Consider the following 23612-nt stretch of genomic DNA (forward strand, 5'->3'; position numbering starts at 1 on the left):
TTTCGTAAAGATAGTTTTAGATAATGAACAAACAAAATGCCAGCTCGTTATGAACTGACATTAAAAATTATAAACTTGAAATACTAAGCTATGACAACGCAAGCATTAAAAAAGCTGCTAACGCTCCACCGGTTAATGGCCCTAAAACAGGAATCCAAGCATACGACCAATCACTTTTAGCTTTATTTTTAATTGGTAAAATAGCATGCATAAGTCGCGGCCCTAAATCTCTTGCCGGATTAATGGCATAACCAGTAGTACCTCCTAAAGACAAGCCAATGGACCAAACCAAAAAAGCAACAGGCAAAGCTCCTAAAGACCCTAAACCTATAACGGCTTCAGTCTCTGTAATACTGGCATCTGCAAAATAAAATATGGTAAAGAGTAAGACAAACGTCCCGATCATTTCACTAAAAAAGTTTGAAAACGTATTTCTAATCGCTGGCGCAGTACAAAAAACGGCTTTCTTAGAATCTGCGTCTTCTGTTTCGTCAAAATGATTCTTATAAGTTAACCAAACTGCAGAAGCTCCTATCATAGCTCCAATCATTTGCGCTAAAATATACATCGGCACATCAGCCCAGGGAAATTTACCAGCGATTGCCACAGCAACTGTAACTGCTGGATTAATATGCGCTCCACTATAAGGCCCCGCAATAACCACAGCAACATAAACAGCCAAAGCCCAACCTGTTGTAATCACTATCCAACCACTATTATTACCAATGGTTTTATTGAGGACGACATTAGCCACAACTCCTCCACCTAGTAAAATTAAAATCGCTGTACCTATAATTTCTGCTATAAATGGTGTCATAATTTAAACGCTGTTTTAAATGTTTTTAGTCCAATACTCCAAAGCATCAATAGCTCTATACCAACCTTTAATATTGGTTTCAATTTCCGTTCTGTCCTCTTTTGGACTAAACGTTTTATCCGCCTGCCAAATATCTTGAATTTCCTCAGAACTTTCCCAATAACCAACAGCCAAACCTGCTAAAAACGCCGCTCCCATAGCAGTGGTCTCTACTATTTTTGGTCTTACCGTTTTAGTGTTTAAAACATCCGATTGAAACTGCATCAACATATTATTAATTGTAGCACCACCATCTACACGTAATTCTTTTATAGATATATCGGCATCAGCTTCCATAGCTTTTAAAATATCCATAGTTTGAAATGCTATAGACTCTACAGCTGCTCTAGCGATATGTGCATCTGTACTCCCTCTTGTCAATCCAAACATAGTACCTTTTGCATGCTGATTCCAATGTGGCGCTCCCAAACCAGCAAAAGCCGGAACAAAATAGACGCCATCTGTACTATCTACCGAAGCTGCCAATCTTTCGACATCTGAAGAATTTCTTATAATTTTTAAACTATCGCGAAGCCACTGCACAACGGCTCCTGCAATAAAAACACTTCCTTCTAAGGCATAAGTTGTTTTTCCGTTAATTTTCCAAGCTACAGTAGTCAACAAGTTGTTTTTTGAAACGATTGGTTTATCTCCGATATTCATTAACATAAAACAACCGGTTCCGTAAGTATTTTTAACCATGCCTGGTTTGGTACACATTTGTCCAAATAACGCAGCTTGTTGGTCACCTGCAATACCTGCAATGGGAATTTTAGTATCGTAAAATGTCGATGTCGTGTGACCATAAACTTCACTAGAAGCTTTTACTTCTGGCAACATACTTTTAGGAATGGTCAATAACTCTAACAATTCGTCATCCCATTCCATGGTATTAATATTAAACATTAAGGTTCTTGAAGCATTAGTAACATCTGTGACGTGTTGCTTACCTTTTGTAAAATTCCAAACCAACCAACAATCAATAGTTCCTAAAATTAAATCACCAGCTTCGGCTTTAGCTCTCGCTCCTTCAACATTATCTAGGATCCATTTAACTTTAGTTCCTGAGAAATAAGAATCTATAACTAAACCTGTTTTTTTCTTTATAAGTTCTGCTTTGCCTTCTTTTTTAAGTTGATCGCAGTAATCTGAAGTTCTTTTATCTTGCCAAACAATCGCATTATAAACAGGTTTCCCCGTGTTTTTATCCCAAACCACAACAGTTTCACGCTGATTTGTAATTCCAATAGCCGCGATGTGCTCAACGTCCAATCCATTTTTAGCAATGGCCTCTGCTGCAACTCCGGCTTGTGAAGACCAGATTTCTATAGGATCATGCTCCACCCAACCTGGCTTAGGAAAATATTGAGTAAACTCCTTTTGAGCTATTGAAACAATACCACCTTTTTTATCAAAAACTATTGCCCTAGAACTTGTTGTACCCTGATCTAGGGACAGAATATATTTGCCCATAATTTATTAGTTTATTTATTAGTTTACCGAAGTAGAGTTCGGAATAAATTAATATTATTTTAATATGTATTGATCTGCAATTTGTATAAATTCTGAAATTTGTTCAACTCTCCAATCATCAGTTTCATTTAATTCTACTCTTAATAATTCGCCAACAAGCGGTGCTATTTCTATAGCTGCTTTTGCATCTAAAAACAGTATTCGCACACGCCTTGCTAACACATCTTCAATGCTTCTCGCCATTTCATGTCTTACAGCCCAAATTATTTCTGCTTTTGTAAACTCTAATCTTGGATGCAAAAGTTCTCCTAATTCAGGATTTTCTTTAACAAGCTGAGCAATACCTTTTTGATCTGTTCCGTAAATATAAAGATGATTTGCGCGATCTACAGTTCCGTTAGAACCATGAATCTTAATGTTTTGTGTTTTGCATTTTGAGCTCGGCAGCTTCTTTAACTCTATGACTTTATCCACGGTATCTTGAGCCATTCTTCTGTACGTAGTCCATTTTCCTCCTGTGATTGTAATCAATTCAGAGTCTGAAACTATTATTTTATGGCTTCTAGATATTTCTTTAGTTTTTTCTGATTTATCTTTTGGTGCTGCCAAAGGTCTTAGTCCGGCATAAATACTTAACACATCGGCCTTGCTCGCTTTTTTATTAAGATACCTGTTTGCTGTCTCTAAAACAAAATCGACCTCTTTATCTAAAGCTTTTGGCTCTAAACTATGACTATCTAATAAAGTGTCTGTTGTACCGACCACAACTCTATTATGCCATGGTACTAAGAATAACACACGACCATCATCCGTTTTCGGAATCATTATAGCATCGTTTCCTGGTAAGAATGATTTATCAAATACCAAATGAATACCTTGACTTGGACGAATACTGTTCTCTGCAGATTTATTATCCATTTGCAAAACCTCATCAGAAAACACTCCTGTTGCATTGATAACTGTATTTGCATTTAAGGTATATTCAGTGTGAGTTTCGGTATCTATAGCAACGACCCCATTAACTAATCCGTTATCGTCTTTTTGAAGGTTTTTTACCTTAACATGATTCAAAACTGTCGCACCTTCTTCAATACAACTCTGAGCGATGTTTACGGCTAACCTAGAATCGTCAAACTGACCATCGTGATAAACAACACCACCTTTTAACTTATCTGTTTTTAAAGTTGATAACCTAGCAATGGTTTCACTCTTCTTAATTCTAATCGACTTACCAAAACTTAATTTTCCGGATAAAAAATCATAAACCTTCATTCCCACCGTATAGAAAAAATTATCCCACCATCTATAATTTGGAATTATAAAAGACTGATTACTTACTAAATGTGAGGCATTTTGCAACATCAACCCTCTCTCATATAAAGCTTCTCGAACCAAATCGATGTTTCCTTGTGCTAAATATCTAACTCCCCCATGTACTAATTTTGTACTTCGACTCGAAGTTCCTTTAGCAAAATCCACCTGCTCTAAAAGCAATGTTTTATAACCACGGGTTGTGCAATCTAAGGCAACACCTAATCCTGTTGCGCCACCTCCAATGATGATAACATCCCAATTTTCGGACGTTTTTAACTGATCTAATAACGTTTCTCTTTTGAACAAAATAGTGTGTTTGTATTACAATTAGTTTCAAATATAAATAAATTAATCTAAAATGAAACAAAATGAAACTTATATTTCCTTAATAATGAAGATTATCGAAAAACACCAACTTCATTTTGTTTCGTTTTATTATATTTGTTTGTTTTCAAGCCTTATCATTATCAAAAAAGCATCGCATCAAAATTCAATACATGAAGAGACATCAAGACATACTAGACCGGTTAGAGAAAGAAAAACACCTTGAAGTTTTAGACTTATGTGAGATTTTAAATGTTTCTGCAGTAACCATTAGAAAAGATTTAAAACTTCTAGAACAAAAAGGTTTACTCCACAGAACTCATGGCGGAGCTTCTTTAGAAAACCCATACATTAATGAACGTACGGTTTTAGATAAAGAAAAAATCTCAGTAGAAGAGAAAAATGGCATTGCGCAATTGGCCGCAAGTCGTATTGTTGAAAACGACTCTATTTTAATTGCGTCTGGAACAACCGTACAAGCCTTTTCAAAATACATTCAACCCAAAAATAAACTGACAGTAATTACGTCTTCGCTTCATGTGGTTCTACACCTTATACATGATAAAAATATTGAAATCCTTCAACTTGGTGGTTATATACGCCACAGTTCGGCTTCTGTAATCGGAAATTACGCGGAATATATTTTACAAAATGTGTCTTGTAGTAAATTGTTTTTAGGTGTTGATGGAATTGATTTAGAATACGGCCTTTCTACTACAAACTTAGAAGAAGCCGAATTAAACAAGAAAATGCTAAATGCAGCTCAAAAAGTGATTGTTTTGGCGGATTCATCAAAATTCGGAAAAAAGAGCTTTGCTCGGATATGTGATCTTTCACGTGTGGATGAAATTATCACAGACAGCGGTATTTCTGACATAAAACGAAAAAAATTAGAAGAAAAAGAAATCAAAGTCACGATTGTAGATGGCTTGTAAATTTGAATTAACCAAAACAACTTTTAAAATGAAACACGTCGTAACATTACTAGTTTTCGCTTTATTATTTTCATGTCATTCAGAAAAAAAGAAAAGCGAAACTTCTTCAGAAGATATGGCAATGCAGAATGAAAAACCAAACATTCTTTTAATTGTTATAGATGACCAAGGTTATGCTGATTTTTCGCCCTTTGACAATTTTGACACCTCTGTTTCTAGTCCAAATATCGCACGATTAGGAAAATCCGGAACGGTGTACTCACAAGCTTACGTTACAGCTCCTGTTTGTAGTCCATCTAGAGCAGGAATTATTACGGGAAAAAACCAGTTTCGTTGGGATAAACCCGCAAGTTGGGGACCAGGGTTACCAGACGACGTAAAAACAATTCCTGAATATTTAAAAGAAGCAGGCTACCACACAGCGCGCATTGGCAAAAACGATTTAGGTCGTAATTTTCATAAAAATGATGTTAGAGAATATCCATTACAACATGGTTATGATGAGTTTTTAGGGTTTTCTGCACACGCTCACGATTATTGGGCAAATTCTCAAAGTATAAAAGATCGCACTCCAGATCCTTATGGCACGAGTGCTTTACTTGGACCTTTAATGCATAATATGGGAGAAAAAAGTTACGAAGAAGGTTATCTTACCGATATTTTAACAGACGAGTCTATAGATTATCTAAAACGTAAACACGACAAGCCTTTCTTTTTAACACTATCCTACAGTGCTGTTCATCATTTAATTCACGAAGTACCAAAAAAATATTTAGATAAGTTTAATGTTAAAGAGATTCCTAACTACGACCCTGACAACTTAGAAGAGTTTGGAAATCATAAACCAGGAAGTTACTCAGCGTACTACGATAAATACTCTAGAGTTGGCGCCATAAATACAGATGACTTACGAAAATACTACTTAGCCAATTTGAATTGTTTAGATGATAATATTGGCCGTGTTTTAGATGCTCTAAATGAAACCGGATTAGACAAAAACACCTTAGTTGTATTTGTATCAGATAATGGTGGTTCTCCGCTTACAGGTGCAAATAACGCTCCATTAACAGGTGGTAAATACTCTCTTTGGGAAGGTGGCATCAGAGTGCCAATGGCAGTAAGTTGGCCAGGACATGTGGATGCTGGAAAAATTGAAAAACGTTATGTATCTGCATTAGATATTCTACCGACGTTAACGGACGCTGCAGGAATTACAATCACTGATAAGGATATTGACGGTATTAGTTTACTTAACCCAAAAGAAGAACGTCTATTAGTTTGGAAATGGCAAAAAACTTGGGCTGCACGACAAGGAAAATGGAAAATAACAAATGCTAAGGAAAATCATTGGAAAAGCGAACCATCGGCACAATATATCGCGCCAATAAGAGATGATTTAACTCTGAAATTATTTGATATTGAAGCTGACCCAGGAGAACGCAATGATGTCTCAGCGCAGCATCCAGAAATAGTTAAAGAATTACAAACCGCATACGATGCATGGTGTGAAGCACACATTATAAAGTAAATAGCCTTTTTGCCCTTGATTTTTAATAAAAAAAGCTGTAAAGTTGAACTTTACAGCTTTTTTCTATTTTGTCACATGGGTGCATTCGAATTACCACTAAAAGTAATTTTCATAAGGTCTTCGACTACGCTCAGACAGACACTTATTTAATCTCTACTAATTCTAGATCAAATACTAACTCTTGTCCTGCTAATGGATGATTTCCATCTACTACGATATGGTCATCATTAACTTCTACAATTTTAAAAGGGTGCTCATTACCTTGCGCATCTTTAGATACTAAACCTAAACCTACTTCTGGCTTTACTTCTTCAGGAAGTTGTGTTTTTTCAACTTTATGAAATAATTCTTGTTTTACCTCACCATAAGCTTCAGTTACAGGAATATCCACAGTTTTCTTATCGTTCACTTTCATATCAATGACAGCATTTTCAAAACCAGGAATCAACATGCCCTTACCTAAGGTAAACTCTAATGGCTCACGCTCTAAAGAACTATCAAAGATTTGTCCGTTTTTTAACTTCCCTGTGTAATGAACTTTTACTGTATCATTTTCTTTTACTATACTCATACTTCTTGTTTTCATTTATTTAAGTTGCAAAACTATTATTTCTAAGACAGAATAAAGAATGAAACCTAATATTTTCGGTGTATTTAAGAAAAACTTAACGTGATATATTAACCGTTTGATGTAAATTTAGAAAGATACCTAGGTAACGCACTTATAATTCTATAACTGTAAGAAATTGAAAAACATTTCGACTACCTTTATCTTGAAAACAGATAGACAAATCAATTATAACAAGAAAGGACCATTAACTATGTTAACTTGGAAAGAAGTCATCAACTTTTCCGTAAATGGAAATCCAACTCCAGATAAAAGAGTTGAAAAAACAGAAGCAGAATGGAGGGCTCAATTAACTCCTGAACAATTCAGAATTACGAGACAAAAAGGCACAGAACGCGCACATACAGGTGAGCTCTGTACAGCTTATGACGAAGGCAAATACAATTGTGTTTGTTGTGACACTCCGTTGTTTGATTCTACCATAAAATTTAGCTCAGGCACAGGTTGGCCAAGTTTTACGCAACCCATAAAAGAAAACGCCATTAAGTATGAAAAAGACACAGCTTTCGGAATGGTACGCGTAGAAGTGATGTGTAACACTTGCGATGGACATTTAGGACATGTGTTCCCCGATGGACCCGAACCGAGCGGATTGCGCTATTGCGTGAATTCAGAATCCATGATTTTAGATACGGAGACTGCCTAATGACAACTAAAAATTTACAAATAGCAACCGTAGGCGGAGGCTGTTTTTGGTGTACAGAAGCTGTTTTTCAGGAAGTAAAAGGTGTGGAAGAAGTGATATCTGGATATTCGGGTGGAACTGTTCCTGGACGACCAACGTATAGGGAAATTTGTTCTGGCTTAACGGGGCATGCTGAAGTTGTACAAGTTACTTTTGATGCTAACGTCATTAGCTACGAAGATATTCTAGTCATTTTTATGACCACGCACGACCCTACAACGCTGAATAGACAAGGAGCCGATCGTGGCACACAATACCGCTCTGTAATTTATTATCATGATGATAAACAGAAAGACATTGCGGACCTTGTACTTAAGGAGATGAAACCTTATTACGAACAACCTATTGTTACCGAATTAACTGCTGCTCCTGTTTTTTATGAAGCAGAGAAAGAACATCAAGATTTTTATGAAAGCAATCCGGAATATGGTTATTGTAGTTTCGTTATAGATCCCAAATTAGCGAAGCTCAGAAAACTGCATTCAGATAAGTTGAAATAACAAACAAATATTTAAGAGCGACTTTCAAAAGAGAGTTGCTCTTTTTTTTATCAACAAAAACGCGCGAATAACACATGCCTTCTATTTTAAAAATCAAGCTATATGGCACATCGCGATGCCATAAAACCCAACATTACATAAAGCTTTTGAATGAACAAGGTTTAGCATATTCGTTTTTAGATGTAGACATCAATGAAGATCATGCTGAAGAATTAAGAAACTTATATATCAATAAAAAACTTAATTTTCCAACACTCACTTTAGGAACTAAAAAATTACGAAACCCATCGGACGCAGAATTAATAAAATGGATAGACCAACTAAAATAGCATTTGGAGGTGGTTGCCATTGGTGTACCGAAGCTGTATTTCAATCTTTGAAAGGAGTCTATAATGTAGAACAGGGTTTTATCGCTTCTACCGAGAATAACAGCTCGTTTTCCGAAGCGGTAACTTTACAGTTTGATTCTGATGTTATTTCACTTCAGGTTTTAATTGAAATTCATTTACGTACACACAAAAGTACATCTGCACATTCTATGCGAGACAAATACCGTTCTGCCATCTATTATTTCTCAGAGAATCAGAAAGCAGAAACTGAAACTTTATTAAATGCATTTCAACCAGAGTTTAGAAACCAACTAATAACTAAAGTGTATCCGTTTTCAGAATTTAAAGCGTCTCGTGAAGCCATTCAGAATTACTATCAAAAAAATCCTGAAAAACCTTTTTGCGAACGCTTTATAAATCCTAAATTGAGACTCTTATTAAAGGATTTTTCAAATTATATTGATATAGACTTTATTCCCAAAACATTACAATCGACATCAGAATAATTAACAGATGAGCAACACAAAAATTGGATTAGGCTTAGCCGCTTTAGGCCGACCAGATTATATAAATATAAGACCAGCACAAAACATAGATAAGTCTATTGAGAGTTTTAGGACAAATGCATTAAAGGTATTAGATGAGAGCTATGCCTTAGGAATTCGGGATTTTGATGTGGCTCCTTCTTATGGTTTGGGGGAACAATTTTTGCAAAATTGGAATGACTCTAGAAACCACAAAGACGTTCATCTTTCTACCAAATTTGGGTATACCTATGTTGCGAATTGGGAAGTTGGATTTTCAGGTAAGCATGAAATCAAAGAACATTCTATAGAGAAATTGAACGAACAATGGGACGTTTCAAAAGCCTTATTGCCTAATTTAAAAATCTATCAAATTCATTCAGCAACATTAGATAGTGGTGTTTTAACCAATGATGCTGTACTCTCGAGATTAAACGAATTAAAACAAGAGCATCAACTTAAAATCGGAATTTCTTCGAGCGGAACTGAGCAGGTAAAAATTATAGAAGAAGCTCGAAAAGTTAGTTTTAATGGTGAAGATCTATTTGACAGTTATCAAGTGACCTTCAATATTTTTGAACAATCTACTTTTGAAATTTTAAAAGAATTATTAGCACAAGATAAAACCGTAATCATTAAAGAAGCTTTAGCTAATGGTAGAATTTTCAAAAACGATACGTTTCCTGCTTATAAATACTCTTATGACTACCTTGAAACGCTCTCTAAGAAATACAACGTTAATGCAGATGCTATAGCCATTCGTTTTATTATGGATAGTTTAGAGCCAAGCCTCATCTTAAGTGGTGCGTCGAGCACTAATCAGCTTCAACAAAATTTGAAAGCTTTTAATTTAAAACTAGAAGCAGACGAGATTTTAAAACTAAAATCGCTTACTGTAGATCCTCAAGACTATTGGCAAGAGCGAAGTGATCTCAGTTGGAATTAACCGCTTATTTTAACTTCTTTTTCAACATACATAACACTCCGATTTCTTCTCTTGAAAGATTTTCGTTGACCTTCAAAAGTCGCAAAATTTCCTTTTGAAAATAATTAATGGTTTTACCATCAATATATTCATCAATGACACGTGGATCAATATAAGAACTACGTGCTACCGAAGGCGTATTCCCTAGCCTTTCACTAACCTTTATAACAGCATTGCGAATATTACTATCCAGTTCTTTTTGATCTTGTTCTTTAGAATAGCCAATCTCATCTAATGCCATAGCAGCAATTACAGTGCCTGCCCATGTTCTAAAATCCTTAGCCGAAAATTCGTCTCCCATCACATCCCGAATATATGCATTGAGATGATCGCTCTTCACGTCTTGTTTTACACCGTCTTCATCAATAAATTTGAATATTTCGTAACCCGGTAAGTCGTCGATTTCTTGTACTATTTTAGCTAACTTTTTATCTACAATATGCCGTTCTTGTTCTTTACCAGACTTTCCGATGTAATGAAAAATCAACTCATCTCCATCAATCTGTAAGTGTTTACTTCTCATCGTTGTTAAACCATAACTGCTATTTTCTTTGGAATAACGATCACTTCCTGGACGAAAATAAGCCGCTTCCAAAAGGCGAACCATACACGCAAGCACTTTTTCCTTAGCTAATTTACGCTTACGAAGATGCTGCCCAGTAACACGACGCATATGCTCTAAATTGTCGGCGAACTTAAGAATGCGATCAAACTTTTCTTGATCTTGTTTTTCTCTAAATTTAGGATTGTAGATGTATTGTTTTCTGTTTTTATCGTCTCTACCTGTCGCTAAAATTTTAGTTGTCTTCTTAGAATCGATTTCTACTTCCGTCCAAGCCGGAGGAATAACTAAAGACTTAAACCATTCTTTTAGATCTTTATCTTTAATCGTATTATTAGAGCTATCGACGTAGCGAAAGCCCTTGCCATGCTTTTTTCTGTAGTACATGATGCCATTCCTGTTAATGAATTATAAAGTAAATTCTTTAACACCACATCGCTTAACTCAAAAGCCATGTAGTGTGTCTTTATTACATTTATGGTTATAACCCTAATAGAAAATACAGCAGAATAACTCTTAAAGGGAGAAGTCAGAATATGACAAAAAAGCTGATAATAAAAAGCGTAAAACGTTCGTTTTCTTAATCCTTAAAATTCCCAATCCCTTCTTTTAACCATGCCTCGTATTCCTCAATATCTGGAGTGTAAGCAACAGGCTCAATAAGATTTTCTTCATTATGATCCATCAATACATAATACGGCTGTGTATTGGTTTTGTACCTAATAGTTTGCATTTCGCTCCACTTCTGACCACGGTTTTTTAATTTTTTACCAGGTCTTAATTTTGAATCTGGTGCTTCACCTTCAGGAAAATCGATTTGCTCATCGACATATAAAGAAATAAGCACAATGTCGTTTTTAAGTTTTGACAACACTTTGGGATCTACCCAAACATTTTGTTCCATTTTACGGCAATTCACACAAGCCCATCCAGTAAAGTCTAGCATCACAGGTTTCCCTACTTTTTTAGCATAAGCCAAACCGGTTTCGTAATCATTAAATGCTAAAATATCATGTGGTGCTAATAAATGGGCACCCTCAGGAATATCTGTTATACTTGCGCCACCACCTTTTGAATTACCGACTCCATACGGAGATTCAGAATAATCTAATGGAGGAGGAAAGGCGCTTATAATTTTTAAAGGTGCGCCCCAAAGTCCTGGAATCATATAAATCGTAAAGGTCAACGTTAGTAAGCCAAATAATAAGCGTCCTACGGAAATATGTTTCAGTGGAGAATCGTGTGGTAATTGAATTTTCCCAAAAAGATATAAGGATAAGGTTCCAAAAATGGCAATCCATATGGCTATAAATACTTCGCGTTCTAAGAAATGTAATTGCAATACTAAATCGGCTTGCGATAAGAATTTAAATGCTAAAGCTAGTTCTAAAAATCCTAAAACGACTTTCACTGTATTTAACCAGCCTCCTGATTTTGGTAGAGAATTTAACCAACCCGGGAAAGCAGCAAATAATGCAAATGGTAATGCGATTGCAGATGAAAAGCCTAACATTCCTATTACCGGTGCGATACCTCCTTTGGAAGCTGCTTCAACCAAAATAGTTCCTACTATTGGACCTGTGCAAGAAAATGAGACAATTGCTAAGGCTAAAGCCATAAAAAAGATGCCAACGAGTCCGCCTCTATCGGCTTGCTTATCGGCTTTATTTGCCCATGAATTTGGTAATACAATTTCAAAAGCACCTAAAAATGAAATGGCAAAAACCACTAATAATATAAAGAAGATAAGGTTAAACCAAACGTTTGTTGCTAATGCATTCAACGCATCAGCACCGAAAATCGCTGTTATGATTGTACCTAATAAGACATAGATGACGATTATTGATAATCCATAAATAATAGCATTACGGATGCCTTTGGCTTTAGATTGACTTTGTTTTATAAAGAAACTCACCGTCATTGGTATCATTGGAAACACGCATGGTGTTAATAATGCTACAAATCCTGAAAAGAAAGCGATAATAAATATAGACCATAAGCCTTCGCTCGACTCGTCGTCATCTGCTTCAGAATTCTCAGTAACATCTGAAGAAGCCACAACTGTCTTAGTTAAATCATATTCTAAATCGATATAAGTTGGTGCGGTACACTGTGTATCATCACAAGCCATAAAACCAACCTCAGAAACGATTGAAGAAATTGTAGCATCTGAAACTTTAATTTTTTGTCTGAATTCAGTCGTATTTCTAAAGTATTTAATCTTCATATCGAAGACCTTATCTATACTTTCTTCACCCTTTTCTTCGTTGGTAGAACCTACAAGCTCAATACCGTCTTTTAATGTATAGTCAAAACTTGTTGGAATTGGACCTCCTTCTTCAATATTTTGAGCATACAATTTCCAGCCACTATCAATAGTTGCAGTAGACACCAAAATCAATTCGGTATCATTTAGTTTTTCAACAGAAGTACTCCATTTTACAGGCTCAAGAATTTTTGTGGTATTACCTGTTAAATTTAATGCCATTCCTGCAGGAATCTCCTTAGTATCTTCAGCATCCTTTAGGTTAAACGTAAGATCTATATAAGTTGGTGGTAAACATTTTTCGTCATCACAGACCATAAATTCCACTTCACCTTCAACAAGTGACAATTCTTTATTAAGAACTTTAATACGTTGTGAGAATTCTGCTTTTTCACCAAAATATTTAATTCGCATTTGAAAAACAGGATCGTCAATAGTTTCACCTTCTTCTTCAGATGTTTTTCCTATTAATTCAAAATCTTTAGATTCGGTATAAACAAAGGTTGTAGGAATAGGGCCATTGTTTGGCACATTTTGCGAGTATAAATGCCAGCCAGCATCTATCGTTGCTGTTGAAATAAGATTGTATTCTGTATCTGAAATTTTTTCAACTTTAGTTTCCCATTTCACGGGATCAAAAACTTGCGAAAATAAATTGAATGAAAACGTAAATGCCAAAAGGCAAAGTAGAAGTATTTTATTAAATTTCATAAACGACATGTTAATTTGCAAATGTAACAGAAGGGTTTCTATTCTAGGATTACAATCGTCTAATTTATAAAAATCTTAAGAATTCGGGAAGAGAATTGTGAGTATAAAAAAACCGAACATTAAGTTCGGTTAGTTTGTTACGATTTTTCTTCAATTTTGATTCCATCGGAAAATTTCCATTTAGAAATTCCTCCTTTAAGATCGTAAATCTTTTTAAATCCTGCATCTTTCATCTTCTTAGCACATTTAGCACTTCGACCTCCAGATTTACAGTACAATATCACAGGTTTATTTTTATCTAATTTTGTAATGTCATCATCAAAAGTAGGTGACATAAAATCTATATTTTGCGCATTAGCAATGTAACCACCTTCATATTCTTTGGGGGTTCTTACATCAATTAATTGCACATCTTCTAATTCTAAAATAGATTGCATTTCGTCAGCTGTTATTAGCTTTATTTCAGAGTCCGCCGGACTACTGTCTAAACAACTTGTGCTAACGCCTAGTGTTAACAACAAACAACATATTACAAATACTCTATACATTTTTGTATGTTTTAAAATCATTGATTGTGGGCAACCTCACCTTGCCATTCGCTAAAACCACCCAAGAGGTTATAAGCATTTTCAATATCTAATTGATTCATAATAGCACAAGCCTGTCCGCTTCTATTACCAGATTTACAATACACATAATAGTTTTTTGTTTTATCTAACTGTTCTACTTCGTGTATAAATCCTTGTCCTTTAAATATATCTATATGAATTGCATTAGGAATCATCCCTAAATCAATCTCATCTTGTGTTCTTACATCTAAAACAACTGCATTATCGTCTGCTTTGAGTTGTTTTGTCCATTCTTCTTGTGATAAATCAGCCATTCTTTATTCTTAATTTTTAGCAAAATTAACATTCCATTATGATATAGACGTAAAAAAATCAGAAGTGTTACATTTCAGATTCATTTTTTAACATATTCTGCCTTTATCGTAAGAATCTACTGTAATAATACAGCTAATTACTCGCTTTTTATTCATTTTTATACGATGTTCTTTTAGTATTAGACTAATAGCATCCTATATATAACTCTTGTATCATTCTTTTAGTACATCTTTTTTTGAAAGTCATGAACTTCAAAATAATTAAAACCTACACGTTTTAAATTTAACAAAATATTAATTTCACATATCAATAAAACACATACATTTGTATATACAATTGTTGTACATGAAAGAATTAAACGACATACTAAAAACAAAAGCTGATTTGCCAATACCAACAGCGACAGTCATAAATATTTTTCACACCACAACATGGATGAAGGATGATTTATTATTAGAGCTAAAACCTTTCGATTTATCCTTAGAACAATTTAATGTCCTTAGAATTTTAAGAGGTCAAAATGGAAATGCTATAAACTTACAAGACATACAAGAACGTATGGTAAGTAAAATGAGTAATACCACAAGATTAGTTGATAAGCTAATAAAGAAAAAATTTGTAAACCGTACCATTTGTAAAACCAACAGAAGAAAAGTTGAAATCGTCATTACAGATATGGGTTTAGAAACTTTAAAAACAGTGGACCCAATTATAAATCGTACAGAAAAAAACATCACAAAAAACTTGACTCAAGAAGAGTTAATACAATTGAATACCCTTTTAATAAAACTTAAAAACAAATAATTATGAAAAACAGAAATTCAAACATTGCTATGCTATTCATTTTAGCATTATCATTTATGTCTTACACAACGTTAAAAGACAAAACCGTAAAAATTAAAGAGAGCTCAGTAATTTGGAAAGGCTATAAAGTAGGTGGCGAACATACCGGAACTATTGACTTAAAAAGTGGTTCATTAATTTTTAATGGAAAAACCTTAACAGGAGGAAACTTCACTATCGATATGACGACTCTTGGTAGCACAGATCTCGATGGAGAATACAAAGGGAAATTAGATAGCCATTTAAAATCTGATGATTTCTTTGGTGTAGAAGAATTCCCTACGGCGACTTTAGACATTACATCTGTTACAGGTAAAGATGGAAATTTCAACGTAAAAGCTAACATTACCATTAAAGGAAAAACAGAAGCTATTTCTTTTCCTTTACTAATTAAAGATAACACAGCAACTGCAAATTTAAAGATTGACAGAACGAAACATAATATTACTTACAAATCACCTTCTATCTTAGAAACGATAAAAGATAAAGCAATTTATGACGAATTTGATTTAAATGTGACGCTTAAGTTTTAATCCCAAATAAATACATTTAGTAATATTTAAATTTTGATTCCTGTCTGCCTGAAATTTACCGCAACAGGAATCTTTTTTTCCTAAAGTGTTTGAAATCCGAATTTTGATTTCTATCTTTGATGTTCAAATGAAAATAAATACAAATCATACTTGGTGGTGGAATTTCTCAAACTTACGTTCGTGAACTAATCCTTGGTATGTAATACTTATATAAAAAAAAGGCTTGTCATTCACGACAAGCCTTTTTTAATTTAACCGAATACTGAAATAAATTCAGCAAAGATGAAAACATTTAGTTTAAACACACATTATAAAAAAATATTAGCAGACACTATTACGCCAGTTAGTATTTATCTTAAAATTAGAGATAAATTCCCAAATAGTATTCTGTTAGAGAGTAGTGATTATCATGCAAACGACAACAATTTTTCATATATCTGCTGCAACCCCATCGCTTCTATAAAAGTGGAAGGTGATACAATTTCTCAAACCTATCCTGATGGAAGCTCTAAGAGCAATTTAATTCAAACCGTTGGTGTCATTGAAGAGATTCATAAGTTTACACAACGTTTTAAAGTAGATTCAAACAAAGAATTCAAGTTTATCAATAATGGAATTTTTGGATACACGGCTTATGATGCGGTAAAGTATTTTGAAGATATCGAAATTTCAAAAAAAGACAATTCTGTTTCTATTCCTGAAATATACTACGCTGTTTATCAAAATATCATCGCTATAGATCATCAAAAAAATGAAGCTTACATTTTTGCACATTGTTTTCATAGCGAAAATAACATTGACGACATTTTACAATTGATCCAAACGAGACAATATGCCTCTTACGATTTTAAACCCAAAGGAGACATTGAATCTAATCTTACAGATGAGGAATATAAAGCAAATGTAGAACTAGCAAAAAAACATTGTGGACGCGGGGATGTCTTTCAATTGGTATTATCTAAACAATTTTCACAACAATTTAGTGGAGACGAGTTTAATGTATACAGAGCCTTAAGAAGTATTAACCCATCCCCTTACCTATTCTATTTTGATTATGGGAATTTTAAAATATTCGGCAGCTCTCCAGAAGCACAATTAGTGGTTAGTGATGGTAAAGCCGAAATTCACCCTATTGCTGGTACTTTTAAGCGAAGTGGAAACGACCTTAAAGACGCGCAATTAGCTGAAGAATTAATAAAAGATGATAAAGAAAACAGCGAGCATGTAATGTTAGTTGACTTGGCAAGAAACGACCTAAGTAGAAACGGAAGCAATGTTACTGTCGAAAATTATAGAGAAGTACAATTCTTCTCTCACGTGATACATTTAGTGAGTAAAGTTACAGGTACAATTCACAAAAATACCGATACCATGCAAGTGGTTGCAGACACATTTCCTGCCGGAACTCTAAGTGGAGCACCAAAACACAAAGCCATGCAATTGATAGAGAAGTATGAAAAAACAAGCAGAGGTTATTATGGAGGAGCTATCGGTTTTATGGATTTTAACGGCAATTTTAATCATGCCATCATGATTAGAACATTTTTAAGTCAGAATCATAAATTATTTTGGCAAGCAGGAGCAGGAATAGTTGCCAAATCTGAAGCTGAAAGTGAATTGCAAGAAGTTTATAATAAATTAGGAGCATTGACGAAAGCGATTGAACAGGCTGAGGAAATTTGAGTTAGCTGTCATTCCTGCATAGGCAGGGATCTATTTAAAAAATTGAAGTATAATTAAAAAGATATTCCGTTTCACGGAACATTGCGATGAAAAAAATATTAGTCATAGATAATTACGACAGTTTTACATACAATTTAGTTCATTATTTAGAAGATTTAGATTGTGAAGTCACCGTAAAACGAAACGATAAACTAACACTAGAAGAAGTCGATGCTTTTGATAAAATTGTGTTATCTCCAGGACCTGGAGTCCCAGATGAAGCCGGTTTATTAAAAAAGATTATAGAAACTTATGCTCCAACCAAAAGTATCTTAGGTGTTTGTTTAGGACAACAAGCTATTGGTGAAGTTTTTGGTGGTTCATTAGAAAATTTAGATAATGTGTATCATGGTATAGCCACTAGCATTACACTTTCAGTTGATGACGAATCCCTTTTTAAAGGCTTAGGCAAAACTTTTGAAGTGGGCAGATATCATTCATGGGTCGTTAATGCCAATTTACCAGATTGTTTAGAAGCTACGTCTTTTGACGACAACGGACAAATAATGTCATTAAGACATAAAGTTTACGACGTTAAAGGTGTGCAATATCACCCAGAATCGGTGTTAACACCAGATGGAAAGCAAATTTTAGAAAATTGGGTAAACAGTGAGAAGTGAGAAGTGAGAAGTGAGAAGTGAGAAGTGAGAAGTGAGAAGTGAGAAGTGAGAAAAAATTAAAATATAATTTGGGAAGAATACAATATTTAGTAAAAATTAATGCCCCAAATTTCGACATAGTCGGAAACATCAAAAATCAGAAATAATAAGGGAAGGAATGGAACTGCAAAGCGAAGCTTTAAGCATGGAATTTCGAAAACGAATGGTGCTTTAGCAATTTCCTAATTTTGATCGTGATTTTTGGTTCGTTTGCATCAAGGCAAATGAACAAAAGAAAATAAGAACAAATAAAAAAAAGATACCTGCTTTCGTAGGCATTGATATGAAACAATTATTAAACAGACTTATTAACCAAGAAAGCATCTCTAGTGAAGAAGCAAAAAACGTCTTGGTCAACATATCCGAAGGAAAATATAACCAAAGTCAAATTGCATCATTCTTAACCGTTTATATGATGCGAAGTATCACCACAGAAGAACTTCGAGGTTTTAGAGACGCATTATTAGAATTATGTATTCCAGTAAATTTAGATAACTACGAGACTATCGATTTATGCGGAACCGGAGGTGACGGAAAAGATACTTTTAATATTTCAACGTTATCATCATTTGTTACAGCAGGTGCAGGAGTTCATGTTACGAAGCATGGTAATTATGGCGTGTCTTCTGCTTGTGGATCTTCAAATGTTATGGAATATTTAGGGATTAAATTTACAAGTGATACCGACTTTTTAAAACGTAGTATAGATGAAGCCGGAATATGCGTTTTACATGCTCCTTTGTTTCATCCTGCTATGAAAAACGTAGCTCCTATACGAAAAGAATTGGGTGTAAAAACCTTTTTCAATATGTTAGGCCCCATGGTCAATCCTGCATTTCCAAAAAATCAAATGGTTGGTGTTTTTAATCTTGAATTATTGCGATTATACAGTTATTTATATCAAGAATCGGATAAAAACTATGCCATAGTTCATGCTTTAGATGGTTATGATGAAATCTCGTTAACAGGAAAAACGAAAGTGATTTCTAATACTGCAGAAACCTTATTTGAACCGGATGAATTAGGAGTCAAACAAATACAACAATCTGAAATTTTTGGGGGAAACAGTATAAAAATGGCTGCCGAAATTTTTAAAAGTGTTATCAATTATAAAGGTACAGAAGCACAGCACAATGTGGTGTGTGCCAACGCCGGACTAGCCATTGCTACAGCCAAGCAAATTTCTCACAAGGAAGGATTTGCATTGGCGAAAGAATCTCTTGTTAGTGGAAAAGCAAAACAAAGTTTAGATAAACTAATTGAATTGAGCAAATGAACATCTTAGACAAAATAGTAATAGACAAACGCAAGGAGGTTAATCTTAAAAAAGAACTAATTCCTATAAAAGCTTATGAACAGCTACCTTATTTCGGAATGAAAACAAGGTCATTGTCTAAAAAACTAAGAGCAAGTCAGACTGGTATTATTGCAGAATTCAAACGCAAATCGCCTTCTAAATCTATTATAAATGACACTGCTTTAGTTGAAGATGTTGCCATTGGTTACGAAAACGCAGGAGTATGTGGCATGTCTATTTTAACAGACGAGATTTATTTTGGTGGTTCAATGGACGACTTAATGATTGCCCGAGAAAATTGCGAATTACCTTTACTTCGAAAAGAATTTATTATTGATGAATATCAGATTATTGAGGCCAAAGCCATTGGTGCAGATGCTATTTTACTAATTGCAGCCATATTAACTAAAGCTGAGATTAAGCAGTTTTCGGAATTAGCAAAAAGCCTAAATCTCGATGTGTTATTAGAAGTCCATAACGAAGACGAATTACACAAGTCCATTATGCCTTCTTTAGATATGCTAGGTGTGAATAACAGAAATTTAAAAACATTTGAAGTCAGTTTAGATATCTCAAAACAATTAAGTGCATTGATACCAAATGATTTTGTAAAAGTATCAGAATCAGGTATTAGTTCGGTGGACGCCATCAAAGAATTACAGCCTTATGGTTACAAAGGCTTTTTAATCGGCGAAAACTTTATGAAAACAGGTAATCCTGGAGCGAGTGCTACTCAATTTATAAAAGACCTAGCAGGTTTATAAAACCTAGCAGGTCTAAAATAGAAAAGAAACAAATTAATTTTAACGTCACTTCGAGTGTTATTTGAAGTACGAAAAAATTATATCGAGAAGAAATAAATAGATTCTTGCCTTCGCAGGAATGACAAAAGTTAAAAAGCGTGGTGAGATTCCCGCTTTCGCGAGAATGAAGATGAAACTAAAAGTCTGCGGCATGAAATATAAGGAGAACCTAGAAGCTGTGGCTAATTTGCTGCCAGACTATCTCGGTTTTATATTTTATAAAAAATCAGCCAGACATTTTGATTCTATTATTCCTGAATTGCCAAAATCAATAAAAAAAGTTGGTGTTTTTGTGGATGAAAAACTAGAAATTGTACAAGACACTATTAAGACATTCAACTTACAAGCCGTGCAATTACATGGTCACGAATCGCCAAAATATTGTGCTGCTATAAATACTGTTGAAGTTATAAAGGTGTTTAGCATTAAAGATGAATTCAACTTTGATATGCTTCAACCTTTTGAAGATGTCTGTGATTATTTTTTATTCGATACCAAAGGAAAATTACCAGGAGGAAACGGTTACACGTTCAACTGGAATGTATTAGAAAAGTATCCATCAACCAAACCTTATTTTTTAAGTGGTGGAATTGGATTACATGAAATTGAAAAGATAAACAGCTTTAAAGAAAGTCCGGCTTCAAAATATTGTTTCGCTATTGACGTTAATAGTAAATTTGAAATTGAACCTGGGTTGAAGAATGTGGAGGAATTGAAAACGTTTAAACATAATGTAATTAGCTGTTAGCTGTTAGCTGTTAGCTGTTAGCTGTTAGCTGTTAGCTGTTAGCTGTTAGCTGTTAGCTGTTAGCAAAAATTAAAATAACTTGGGAGGAAAGCAAAAATTAGCATATAAGAGTGTCCCAAATTCCGACAGCGTCGGAAACAACGATTTTCAGAAATAAAGAGCGAAAAAGCGGAACTGCGAAGCGAAGCTTCAAGCATGTAGCTTTGAAAGCGAATGGTGCTTTAGCAAATGCTTTGCATTCACGAATTCCTTATTGAAACAATAGAAATCAATGAGTAATTCCTAATAAATCGTTTTGAATTTTTGGTTTTGTATTAAACAAAAATCGTCCACTGGACAATTTTTATTTAATAGTGTTTCAAGACAAAATGAACGGAAAGAAAGAAAGAAAGAAAGAAAGAAAGAAAGAAACAGATTGCCATATCACGCAAAAAAGCGTGATCCACAATGAAAATAATAGATTTCTGCCTTCGCAGGAATGACAAACGATTATGAAAAACACATACAAAATCAACGAAAAAGGCTATTACGGAGAATTCGGTGGAGCATACATTCCCGAAATGCTTTATCCTAATGTAGAAGAATTGCGTCAAAACTATTTAAAGATTATGGCTGAACCTTCGTTTCAAGAAGAGTTCAATCAACTTTTAAAAGATTATGTTGGTCGTCCTTCTCCACTCTATTTTGCGAAACGTCTTTCAGAAAAATACAATACCAAAGTGTATTTAAAACGTGAGGATTTAAATCATACTGGAGCCCACAAAATCAACAATACCATTGGTCAAATTCTGATGGCAAAACGTTTAGGCAAAAACAGAATTATTGCCGAAACCGGAGCTGGTCAACATGGCGTTGCAACCGCTACTGTTTGTGCTTTAACAGGTATTGACTGTGTGGTTTATATGGGCGAAATTGATATTGCACGTCAAGCACCCAACGTCGCCCGAATGAAAATGTTAGGCGCCAAAGTGGTACCTGCATTATCTGGTAGCCGTACTTTAAAAGACGCGACTAATGAAGCTATTCGCGACTGGATTAACAATCCGGTTGATACCCATTACATTATTGGTTCTGCTATTGGTCCACATCCCTACCCAGACATGGTTACGCAATTTCAATCGGTGATTTCCGAAGAAATAAAATGGCAATTAAAGGAAAAAGAAGGTCGAGAAAATCCGGATTACGTTGTGGCTTGTATTGGCGGAGGAAGTAATGCCGCAGGAACCTATCATCATTTTTTAGACAATGAAGATGTTGGTATTATTGCTGTAGAAGCTGCAGGAAAAGGTATTCACTCCGGTGAAAGTGCAGCAACTTCTGTATTAGGAAAAGAAGGTATAATTCATGGTTGTAAAACCTTATTAATGCAAACCAAAGACGGACAAATTACAGAGCCGTATTCGATTTCTGCAGGATTAGATTATCCTGGTGTTGGACCACTACATTCACATTTGTATAAAACAGGTCGTGGTGAATTTTATTCAGCAACCGACGATGAAGCGATGAACTCTGGCTTAGAATTAACAAAGTTGGAAGGTATTATCCCGGCTATTGAAAGTTCTCATGCTTTGGCTATTTTTAAACATAAAACTTTTAAACCTAGCGACGTTGTGGTGATTAGTTTATCTGGTCGTGGTGATAAGGATTTGCAGAACTATATTGATTATTTTGATTTGTAGTCGTTGGCTGAAAATAGAATTCTAAATTGGAATTTAAAACTTATGTTTTGGATTTGAAATTTTAAGCAATACATTTACAGTTACCAATTATTTATATTTATAATATGTCCGAAACGGTTTTAGAACTTAGAGATGCTACAATTTATCAAGGTGACAGTATGGTGTTGTCTAAGGTGAATTTTGAAATGAAGAAAGGCGATTTCGTCTATCTTATTGGTAAAACAGGAAGCGGAAAAAGTAGTTTCATGAAAACGCTTTATGGTGATTTACAATTAACAGAAGGAGAAGGTTCAATTGTGGATTTCAATTTAAAAACCATGAAAGAAAAAGACATCCCTTTTTTAAGACGAAAATTGGGTATCGTTTTTCAAGATTTTAAATTACTACCAGACCGTACGATTATCGGAAATTTAGAATTTGTACTAAAAGCTACAGGTTGGAAAGAAAAAGACCGTATTAAAGACCGTATAGATACAGTTTTAGATAAGGTGGCAATGAAGACCAAAGGCTTTAAATATCCTCATGAACTTTCTGGTGGAGAACAACAACGTATTGCTATTGCACGTGCATTGTTAAATGATCCTGAACTCATTTTAGCCGATGAGCCAACCGGGAATTTAGATCCACAAACCAGTGTTGAAGTCATGGAAGTATTACAAGATATTAATAAAAATGGCAATACTATTTTAATGGCCACACACGATTATGCTTTACTTTTAAAGTATCCGAGCAAAACATTAAAATGTGACGAGAACAAAGTTTTTGAAGTTGTACAACGTAAGAGTTAAATCTTCAATGTAACGCTCTTAAGTTCTTGGTTAACC

Annotated in this window: 24 protein-coding genes; 16 read left to right on the forward strand and 8 right to left on the reverse strand. The window is 34.6% G+C overall.

The window, feature by feature from the left end; all coding sequences use genetic code 11:
- Nucleotides 1-88: 88 nt before the first annotated feature.
- Genes DFQ09_RS00050 through DFQ09_RS00060 form a run of 3 tightly spaced genes read right to left on the reverse strand, consistent with a single transcriptional unit; the run spans nt 89 to nt 3949 of the window.
- Nucleotides 89-817 carry an MIP/aquaporin family protein gene (locus tag DFQ09_RS00050; RefSeq protein ID WP_115807556.1) on the reverse strand — a complete coding sequence of 243 codons (729 nt, stop codon included), beginning with the start codon at nt 815-817 and terminating at the stop codon, nt 89-91.
- 15 nt (nt 818-832) lie between these two features.
- Nucleotides 833-2329, reverse strand: a complete 1497-nt coding sequence (gene glpK / locus DFQ09_RS00055) for a glycerol kinase GlpK (protein ID WP_115807557.1) — start codon at nt 2327-2329, stop codon at nt 833-835.
- 54 nt (nt 2330-2383) lie between these two features.
- Complete coding sequence (locus tag DFQ09_RS00060; RefSeq protein ID WP_115807558.1) at nt 2384-3949, reverse strand: glycerol-3-phosphate dehydrogenase/oxidase; 1566 nt, start codon at nt 3947-3949, stop codon at nt 2384-2386.
- 191 nt (nt 3950-4140) lie between these two features.
- On the opposite strand from DFQ09_RS00060, the gene DFQ09_RS00065 reads away from it, so the two are divergent.
- Both DFQ09_RS00065 and DFQ09_RS00070 read left to right on the forward strand, forming a co-directional pair.
- The gene (locus DFQ09_RS00065) at nt 4141-4902 is read left to right on the forward strand and encodes a DeoR/GlpR family DNA-binding transcription regulator (protein WP_115807559.1); all 762 of its coding nucleotides are present in this window, start codon (nt 4141-4143) and stop codon (nt 4900-4902) included.
- Between the two features lie 28 nt (nt 4903-4930).
- A complete protein-coding gene (locus DFQ09_RS00070) occupies nt 4931-6430 on the forward strand; it encodes a sulfatase family protein (protein ID WP_181897121.1) in 1500 nt (499 codons plus the stop codon).
- 142 nt (nt 6431-6572) lie between these two features.
- On the opposite strand, the gene DFQ09_RS00075 is transcribed toward DFQ09_RS00070, so the two are convergent.
- Nucleotides 6573-7001, reverse strand: coding sequence for an FKBP-type peptidyl-prolyl cis-trans isomerase (locus DFQ09_RS00075; RefSeq protein ID WP_115808388.1), 429 nt, complete (start codon nt 6999-7001; stop codon nt 6573-6575).
- A gap of 250 nt (nt 7002-7251) precedes the next feature.
- Between DFQ09_RS00075 and msrB the strand changes: the two genes are divergently transcribed.
- The 5 genes from msrB (at nt 7252) to DFQ09_RS00100 (ending at nt 10042) form a co-directional block, all read left to right on the forward strand.
- Complete coding sequence (msrB, locus tag DFQ09_RS00080) at nt 7252-7704, forward strand: peptide-methionine (R)-S-oxide reductase MsrB (RefSeq protein ID WP_115808389.1); 453 nt, start codon at nt 7252-7254, stop codon at nt 7702-7704.
- Nucleotides 7704-8243: a peptide-methionine (S)-S-oxide reductase MsrA gene (gene msrA / locus DFQ09_RS00085; RefSeq protein ID WP_115807561.1), complete on the forward strand. Its 540-nt coding sequence runs from the start codon at nt 7704-7706 to the stop codon at nt 8241-8243. Before msrB ends, msrA begins: the two co-directional genes overlap by 1 nt.
- A gap of 74 nt (nt 8244-8317) precedes the next feature.
- A complete protein-coding gene (locus tag DFQ09_RS00090; protein WP_115807562.1) occupies nt 8318-8572 on the forward strand; it encodes a glutaredoxin family protein in 255 nt (84 codons plus the stop codon).
- The gene (locus DFQ09_RS00095) at nt 8551-9078 is read left to right on the forward strand and encodes a peptide-methionine (S)-S-oxide reductase (protein WP_115807563.1); all 528 of its coding nucleotides are present in this window, start codon (nt 8551-8553) and stop codon (nt 9076-9078) included. The genes DFQ09_RS00090 and DFQ09_RS00095 overlap by 22 nt, the downstream gene beginning before the upstream one ends.
- Before the next feature lie 7 nt (nt 9079-9085).
- Complete coding sequence (locus DFQ09_RS00100) at nt 9086-10042, forward strand: aldo/keto reductase (protein ID WP_115807564.1); 957 nt, start codon at nt 9086-9088, stop codon at nt 10040-10042.
- Between the two features lie 4 nt (nt 10043-10046).
- On the opposite strand, the gene DFQ09_RS00105 is transcribed toward DFQ09_RS00100, so the two are convergent.
- The 4 genes from DFQ09_RS00105 to DFQ09_RS00120 all read right to left on the reverse strand — a co-directional run bounded on the left by DFQ09_RS00105 (nt 10047) and on the right by DFQ09_RS00120 (nt 14503).
- Nucleotides 10047-11030 carry a DNA topoisomerase IB gene (locus DFQ09_RS00105; protein ID WP_115807565.1) on the reverse strand — a complete coding sequence of 328 codons (984 nt, stop codon included), beginning with the start codon at nt 11028-11030 and terminating at the stop codon, nt 10047-10049.
- A gap of 193 nt (nt 11031-11223) precedes the next feature.
- The gene (locus tag DFQ09_RS00110) at nt 11224-13620 is read right to left on the reverse strand and encodes a protein-disulfide reductase DsbD family protein (protein ID WP_115807566.1); all 2397 of its coding nucleotides are present in this window, start codon (nt 13618-13620) and stop codon (nt 11224-11226) included.
- 137 nt (nt 13621-13757) lie between these two features.
- Nucleotides 13758-14168 carry a rhodanese-like domain-containing protein gene (locus DFQ09_RS00115; protein WP_115808390.1) on the reverse strand — a complete coding sequence of 137 codons (411 nt, stop codon included), beginning with the start codon at nt 14166-14168 and terminating at the stop codon, nt 13758-13760.
- A gap of 17 nt (nt 14169-14185) precedes the next feature.
- On the reverse strand, nt 14186-14503 hold the full coding sequence (locus DFQ09_RS00120; protein ID WP_115807567.1) for a rhodanese-like domain-containing protein: 318 nt from the start codon (nt 14501-14503) through the stop codon (nt 14186-14188).
- Nucleotides 14504-14849: 346 nt separating this feature from the next.
- Here DFQ09_RS00120 and DFQ09_RS00125 point away from each other — a divergent pair, with 346 nt between their 5' ends.
- From DFQ09_RS00125 to DFQ09_RS00165, 9 genes are all read left to right on the forward strand, one after another.
- Nucleotides 14850-15308, forward strand: coding sequence for a MarR family winged helix-turn-helix transcriptional regulator (locus tag DFQ09_RS00125; protein WP_115807568.1), 459 nt, complete (start codon nt 14850-14852; stop codon nt 15306-15308).
- Between the two features lie 2 nt (nt 15309-15310).
- The gene (locus DFQ09_RS00130; protein ID WP_115807569.1) at nt 15311-15880 is read left to right on the forward strand and encodes a YceI family protein; all 570 of its coding nucleotides are present in this window, start codon (nt 15311-15313) and stop codon (nt 15878-15880) included.
- Nucleotides 15881-16162: 282 nt separating this feature from the next.
- Entirely contained in the window at nt 16163-17563 is a 1401-nt protein-coding gene (locus DFQ09_RS00135; protein ID WP_115807570.1) for an anthranilate synthase component I family protein, read from the forward strand.
- Between the two features lie 86 nt (nt 17564-17649).
- Entirely contained in the window at nt 17650-18222 is a 573-nt protein-coding gene (locus DFQ09_RS00140; protein ID WP_115807571.1) for an anthranilate synthase component II, read from the forward strand.
- Nucleotides 18223-18544: 322 nt separating this feature from the next.
- Complete coding sequence (gene trpD / locus DFQ09_RS00145; protein ID WP_115807572.1) at nt 18545-19537, forward strand: anthranilate phosphoribosyltransferase; 993 nt, start codon at nt 18545-18547, stop codon at nt 19535-19537.
- Nucleotides 19534-20322, forward strand: a complete 789-nt coding sequence (trpC, locus tag DFQ09_RS00150) for an indole-3-glycerol phosphate synthase TrpC (RefSeq protein ID WP_115807573.1) — start codon at nt 19534-19536, stop codon at nt 20320-20322. Before trpD ends, trpC begins: the two co-directional genes overlap by 4 nt.
- A gap of 169 nt (nt 20323-20491) precedes the next feature.
- Nucleotides 20492-21109, forward strand: coding sequence for a phosphoribosylanthranilate isomerase (locus DFQ09_RS00155; RefSeq protein WP_115808391.1), 618 nt, complete (start codon nt 20492-20494; stop codon nt 21107-21109).
- Between the two features lie 491 nt (nt 21110-21600).
- Nucleotides 21601-22788: a tryptophan synthase subunit beta gene (trpB, locus tag DFQ09_RS00160; protein WP_115807574.1), complete on the forward strand. Its 1188-nt coding sequence runs from the start codon at nt 21601-21603 to the stop codon at nt 22786-22788.
- Nucleotides 22789-22892: 104 nt separating this feature from the next.
- Nucleotides 22893-23576 carry a cell division ATP-binding protein FtsE gene (locus DFQ09_RS00165; protein WP_115807575.1) on the forward strand — a complete coding sequence of 228 codons (684 nt, stop codon included), beginning with the start codon at nt 22893-22895 and terminating at the stop codon, nt 23574-23576.
- Nucleotides 23577-23612: the final 36 nt, after the last annotated feature.

Source organism: Winogradskyella pacifica, from assembly GCF_003386275.1.
Lineage (GTDB): Bacteria > Bacteroidota > Bacteroidia > Flavobacteriales > Flavobacteriaceae > Winogradskyella > Winogradskyella pacifica.